This window comes from Streptomyces sp. NPDC030862, from assembly GCF_055571835.1.
Map to the genome: position 1 here is coordinate 358202 of NZ_JBVIEN010000010.1, position 6177 is coordinate 364378.

The window sequence follows — 6177 nt, forward strand, 5'->3', positions numbered from 1 at the left end:
GTGCCGCACTTCGGCGGTGCTCGGGGGCCCGCTGGGTGGGGTTAGCCCTACTCCGCTCCCCCCACGAGCCCCATGGCGTGGGCGTGTACGGCCCGGCAGGCTGGTCCGCATGACCGCACGCACCGCACCGCACTTCGCCTTCGGCCGACAGGCCTGGAAGGAGGTCGCGTACCTCCTCTCCAGCCTCCCGGTCGCCGTGATCGGCTTTGTCTACGTGCTGTTGGTGGTGGGCGTCGGGGTGGGCCTGTCGGTGACCGTCGTCGGGCTGCCCCTGCTCACCGTCGGGCTCGCCGGGGCGCGGGTGCTCGGCCGGACGGAGCGGTCCCGGGCGCGGGCGCTGCTCGGCATACGGATCGACGAGCCGAGCCGGCTGCCGCACCGGCGCGGCGCCGGATTCTTCCCCTGGCTGTGGACGGGGCTGAAGGACCCGGTGGCCTGGCGGACGATGCTGTACGCGTTCATACGGCTGCCGTGGAGCGTCCTCACCTTCGTCGTCACGCTGGTGGGCCTCGTCGTGCTGTGGCCGGTCCTCGGGTACGTCGTGCGGGGCATGGTCGCTGTGGACGGGGCGGTGGCGCGCGGCCTGCTGTCGCCCTCCGACGAGCTGGAGCGGCGGATCGCGGAGCTGGAGTCGGACCGGGGCGTGGTCGTCGACACGGCCGCCGCCGATCTGCGCCGCATCGAGCGCGACCTGCACGACGGCGCCCAGGCCCGGCTCGTCGCCCTCGCCATGGACCTGGGCCTCGCCAAGGAGAAGATGGCCGAGAACCCCGAAGCCGCGGCGCACATGGTCGAGGAAGCACACGGCGAGGTCAAGATCGCGCTGCAGGAGCTGCGCGACCTGGCACGCGGAATCCACCCCGCCGTGCTCACCGACCGAGGCCTCGACGCCGCCCTGTCCTCCATAGCCTCCCGCTGCACCGTGCCGGTGTCGGTCGACGTGGATCTGCCGGAGCGGCCCGCGCCGGCGATCGAGGGCATCGCCTACTTCACCGTCTCGGAGCTGCTGCAGAACGTCTCCAAGCACTCCGGGGCGCGTTCGGCGGCCGTCGACGTGTGGCGGGTGGACGACCGGCTGCTCATACAGGTGACGGACGACGGCCATGGCGGAGCCCGGCTGGACGACGGCACCGGCCTGCCGGGCCTCGAGGAACGGCTGGGCGCGGTCGACGGGCTGTTCACGGTGGAGTCCCCGGCCGGCGGCCCGACGACGGTCACCGCCGAGCTGCCCTGGCGCCGCCGCGACACCTCGCGCCCGGCCGCGCGTTAGCGGCGCCGCCGAGGGTGGGCCCCACCCGCTTCGGGAGTAGGGAAAACCCCCGGTGAAGACGGAGACCGCCCTCATGGTGGTCACGGCCCGGGCGCGGCAGCCTGGACACACGACGCAATGGCGCGCACCGCGCGACCGCGACTCGCAGAAACGGACAGACACCGATGGCCATGGCTTACGGCTCGGGCACCACCCGGCACCACCGCGTCCCGGCGGCGCTGCGCGCGCCGTTGGAGGCGCGCACCTGGCGCGAGTTCGGCTACCTGCTTCTGGGGCTGCCGCTCAGCGTGTTCTACTTCGCCGTCGCCATCGCGATGGTCGCGCTCGGCGCGGGGCTGCTCGTGACCTTCCTGGGCATACCCGTCCTCGCCGGGGGCCTCGCCATGTGCCGCGGGTTCGGCGTGGTGGAGCGGGCTCGGGCGCGTGTGCTGCTGGGGGTGGAGATCGCCGACCCCGACCCGGTACGGCGCGGCCCCGGCGGCGGGCCGATGGCCCGGGTGGGCGGCCTGCTCAAGAGCGGCGTGTCCTGGCGGCACTTCCTCTACGCGGTGGTGCACCTGCCCTGGGCGGTCTTCGCCTTCTCGATCGCGGTGTCCTTCTGGACGTACGGCTGGGCGCTGCTGACGTATCCGCTGTGGCAGTGGATCTTCCCGGTGTACGCGGGCGTCGACGGGCTGCAGCTGTACGGCGACGGGACGCACAGCATCCACTTGAACACGCCGGTCGAGCTGGCGCTGACCAGCCTGGCCGGGCTGGTGCTCTGGATGCTCACACCGTGGCTGATCCGGGCGATGGCCGGCGTCGACCGCCTGCTGGTCACGGGGCTGCTCGGCCCGTCCCGGCTCGCCAGCCGGGTGTCGGAGCTGGAGTCGGACCGGGGCGTGGTCGTCGACACGGCCGCCGCCGATCTGCGCCGCATCGAGCGCGACCTGCACGACGGCGCCCAGGCCCGGCTCGTCGCCCTCGCCATGGACCTGGGCCTCGCCAAGGAGAAGATGGCCGAGAACCCCGAGGCCGCGGCACGCATGGTCGAGGAGGCACACGGCGAGGTCAAGATCGCGCTGCAGGAGCTGCGCGACCTGGCACGCGGAATCCACCCCGCCGTACTCACCGACCGAGGCCTCGACGCCGCCCTGTCCTCCATAGCCTCCCGCTGCACCGTGCCGGTGTCGGTCGACGTGGATCTGCCGGAGCGGCCCGCGCCGGCGATCGAGGGCATCGCCTACTTCACCGTCTCGGAGCTGCTGCAGAACGTCTCCAAGCACTCCGGGGCCACGCGGGCCGGTGTCGACGTGTGGCGGGTGGAGGACCGGCTGCTGCTCCAGGTGACGGACAACGGCCGCGGTGGCGCACGCCTCGACGGCGGCACGGGCCTGGCGGGGCTGGCCGAGCGGCTGGACGCGGTCGACGGCGTCCTCGCCGTGAAGTCACCGGCCGGCGGCCCGACCGCGATCATCGCCGAGTTGCCGTGGCGCGCCCGGCCCTGACACACCCCTCACCAGCTGCCCATCCTCCCCCAAGTGGTTATCCACAGGCAGCCCATGACGATCCGGATCCTGGGATGCTGTACCCCGGACGCGGCAAACGCGTGGAACAGATCGATGGGTGGGGGCTTCAGGATCGTGGGAGATGTGGACGACCGGGTACGGGTGGTCATCGCCGAGGATTCCGTACTCCTGCGGGAGGGGCTGACCCGGCTGCTGACCGACCGGGGGCACGACGTCGTCGCGGGGGTGGGCGACGGCGAGGCATTGATCAAGACAATCACCGACCTCGCGGGACAGGGCGATCTGCCGGACGTGGTGGTCGCCGATGTGCGGATGCCCCCGACGCACACCGACGAAGGCGTGCGGGCGGCGGTGCGCCTCCGCAAGGAGCACCCCGGCATCGGCGTCCTGGTGCTGTCGCAGTACGTCGAGGAGCGATACGCCACCGAGCTGCTGGCCGGCAGCACCCGGGGTGTGGGGTACCTGCTGAAGGACCGGGTCGCGGAGGTCCGCGAGTTCGTGGACGCGGTGGTGCGGGTGTCCCGGGGTGGTACGGCGCTGGACCCGGAGGTGGTGGCCCAGCTGCTGGGACGGAGCCGTAAGCAGGACGTTCTGGCGGGGCTGACGCCGCGTGAGCGTGAGGTTCTGGGGCTGATGGCGGAGGGGCGGACGAACTCCGCGATCGCGCGGCAGCTCAGGGTGAGCGACGGCGCGGTGGAGAAGCACGTGAGCAGCATTTTCCTGAAGCTCGGGCTGTCCCCGAGCGAGGGTGATCACCGGCGGGTGCTCGCGGTGCTCACCTATCTGAACAGCTGAGGCGTCTGAACAGCTGAGGCGCCACAGGCGCCACGGCCCAGGCTGCCGGCCAGAACCGGAGGGCCGGCCGGGAGCGTCGTTCACGCAGGAGTCGGGGGGAGACAAAGCATGATGAGTCCGGGTGTAAGGACGTTCCAAAATAAGGTCCAACATTTGAGCGATCCAGGGAAGGCGACCCTTACGGACGTAGGGTGGGCCTTGGGAGAACCAGCCACCAGGCCGTCTCCCGAGCGTTCCCCCGCCGACGGCGGGGAGGCCCCTTGTCTCGAGGGAGGTCCAGTTCAGTGACCAGCCAGGTCAGTAGCCCGGCCGAGCGGGCGGACGAGGCCGGCGAAGCCGACGAGGCTGTCGTCGGGGAACAGCGCGGCACGCCGACGCGGCACGAGGGCGAGAAGCAGGTCCGTCGTCTGGATCGGGTGATCATCCGGTTCGCGGGTGACTCCGGTGACGGTATGCAGTTGACGGGAGACCGGTTCACTTCGGAGACGGCGTCGTTCGGCAACGACCTGTCGACCCTGCCGAACTTCCCCGCCGAGATCCGCGCTCCCGCCGGCACCCTGCCCGGTGTGTCCTCGTTCCAGCTCCACTTCGCCGACCACGACATCCTCACCCCCGGCGACGCCCCCGACGTGCTGGTCGCGATGAACCCCGCCGCCCTGAAGGCCAACATCGCCGACGTACCCCGCGGCGGCGAGATCATCGTCAACACCGACGAATTCGCCAAACGCGCCATGGCCAAGGTCGGCTACGACACCAGCCCCCTCGAAGACGGCTCCCTGGACGCCTACAACGTCCACCCCGTCCCCCTCACCACCCTGACGATCGAGGCGCTGAAGGACTCCGGCCTGTCCCGCAAGGAAGCCGAACGGTCCAAGAACATGTTCGCGCTCGGCCTGCTGTCGTGGATGTACCACCGGCCCACCGAGGGCACCGAGCGGTTCCTGCGCAAGAAGTTCGCCAAGAAGCCCGAGATCGCCGAGGCGAACGTGGCCGCCTTCCGCGCGGGCTGGAACTTCGGCGAGACGACCGAGGACTTCGCCGTCTCCTACGAAGTCGCCCCCGCCACCCAGGCCTTCCCCGCCGGCACCTACCGCAACATCTCCGGCAACCTGGCCCTGTCCTACGGGCTGATCGCCGCCTCCCGCCAGGCCGACCTGCCGCTGTACCTGGGCTCCTACCCCATCACCCCGGCCTCCGACATCCTGCACGAGCTGTCCAAGCACAAGAACTTCGGCGTGCGGACCTTCCAGGCCGAGGACGAGATCGCCGGCATCGGCGCCGCACTCGGGGCCGCCTTCGGCGGATCCCTCGCCGTGACGACGACCTCCGGCCCGGGTGTGGCACTGAAGTCGGAGACCATCGGCCTGGCCGTCTCCCTGGAGCTGCCACTGCTGATCGTCGACATCCAGCGCGGCGGCCCCTCGACGGGCCTGCCGACCAAGACCGAGCAGGCCGACCTGCTGCAGGCGATGTACGGGCGCAACGGCGAGGCACCGGTACCCATCGTGGCACCGCGCACCCCCGCCGACTGCTTCGACGCCGCCCTCGACGCCGCACGGATCGCCCTCACCTACCGCACACCGGTGTTCCTGCTGTCCGACGGCTACCTCGCCAACGGCTCCGAACCCTGGCGCATCCCCGAGGTGGACGAGCTGCCCGACCTGCGGGTGCAGTTCGCCTCCGGACCCAACCACACGCTGGCCGACGGCACCGAGGTCTTCTGGCCCTACAAGCGCGACCCGCACACCCTCGCCCGCCCGTGGGCGGTACCAGGCACGCCGGGCCTGGAGCACCGCATCGGCGGCATCGAGAAGCAGGACGGCACGGGCAACATCTCCTACGACCCGGCCAACCACGACTTCATGGTCCGCACCCGCCAGGCCAAGATCGACGGCATCGAGGTGCCGGACATGGAGGTCGACCACCAGGACGGGGCCCGCACGCTCGTCCTGGGCTGGGGCTCGACCTACGGGCCGATCACCGCCGCCGTGCGACGCGTCCGCAGAAACGGCGGCCGCATCGCCCAAGCCCATCTGCGTCACCTCAACCCCTTCCCGAAGAATCTCGGTGAGGTGCTGGCGCGCTACGACAAGGTCGTCGTGCCCGAGATGAACCTCGGCCAGCTCGCCGCTCTCATCCGGGCGAAGTACCTCGTGGACGCGCACAGCTACAACCAGGTCAACGGCATGCCGTTCAAGGCCGAGCAGCTCGCCACGGCTCTCAAGGAGGCCACCGATGTCTGAGGCACTCAAGCTCGTGCCCAAGGCCGAGGCCAAGCAGTCCATGAAGGACTTCAAGTCGGACCAGGAAGTGCGCTGGTGCCCCGGCTGCGGTGACTACGCGATCCTCGCCGCCGTACAGGGCTTCATGCCCGAACTCGGCCTGGCCAAGGAGAACATCGTCTTCGTCTCCGGCATCGGCTGCTCCTCCCGCTTCCCGTACTACATGAACACCTACGGGATGCACTCCATCCACGGCCGCGCCCCCGCCATCGCCACCGGACTCGCCTCCTCCCGCCCCGACCTGTCCGTCTGGGTCATCACCGGCGACGGCGACGCCCTCTCCATCGGCGGCAACCACCTCATCCACGCCCTACGCCGCAAC

General features: G+C 70.8%; 5 protein-coding genes. All 5 read left to right on the top strand.

The annotated features are described in order from the left end of the window. Positions 1–109 precede the first annotated feature (109 nt). Positions 110–1270 (top strand): sensor histidine kinase, encoded by a 1161-nt coding sequence (locus tag ACZ42X_RS27175; protein ID WP_468295163.1) that lies wholly within the window; start codon positions 110–112, stop codon positions 1268–1270. 164 nt (positions 1271–1434) lie between these two features. Next, positions 1435–2757 carry a sensor histidine kinase gene (locus ACZ42X_RS27180; protein WP_468295166.1) on the top strand — a complete coding sequence of 441 codons (1323 nt, stop codon included), beginning with the start codon at positions 1435–1437 and terminating at the stop codon, positions 2755–2757. Between the two features lie 114 nt (positions 2758–2871). Beyond that, on the top strand, positions 2872–3573 hold the full coding sequence (locus tag ACZ42X_RS27185) for a LuxR C-terminal-related transcriptional regulator (RefSeq protein WP_468295168.1): 702 nt from the start codon (positions 2872–2874) through the stop codon (positions 3571–3573). 284 nt (positions 3574–3857) lie between these two features. Next, a complete protein-coding gene (locus ACZ42X_RS27190) occupies positions 3858–5816 on the top strand; it encodes a 2-oxoacid:acceptor oxidoreductase subunit alpha (RefSeq protein WP_468295171.1) in 1959 nt (652 codons plus the stop codon). Beyond that, positions 5809–6177 (top strand): thiamine pyrophosphate-dependent enzyme (locus ACZ42X_RS27195; protein WP_468295174.1); only part of this gene is annotated, 369 nt, incomplete at its 3' end. The genes ACZ42X_RS27190 and ACZ42X_RS27195, both read left to right, overlap by 8 nt.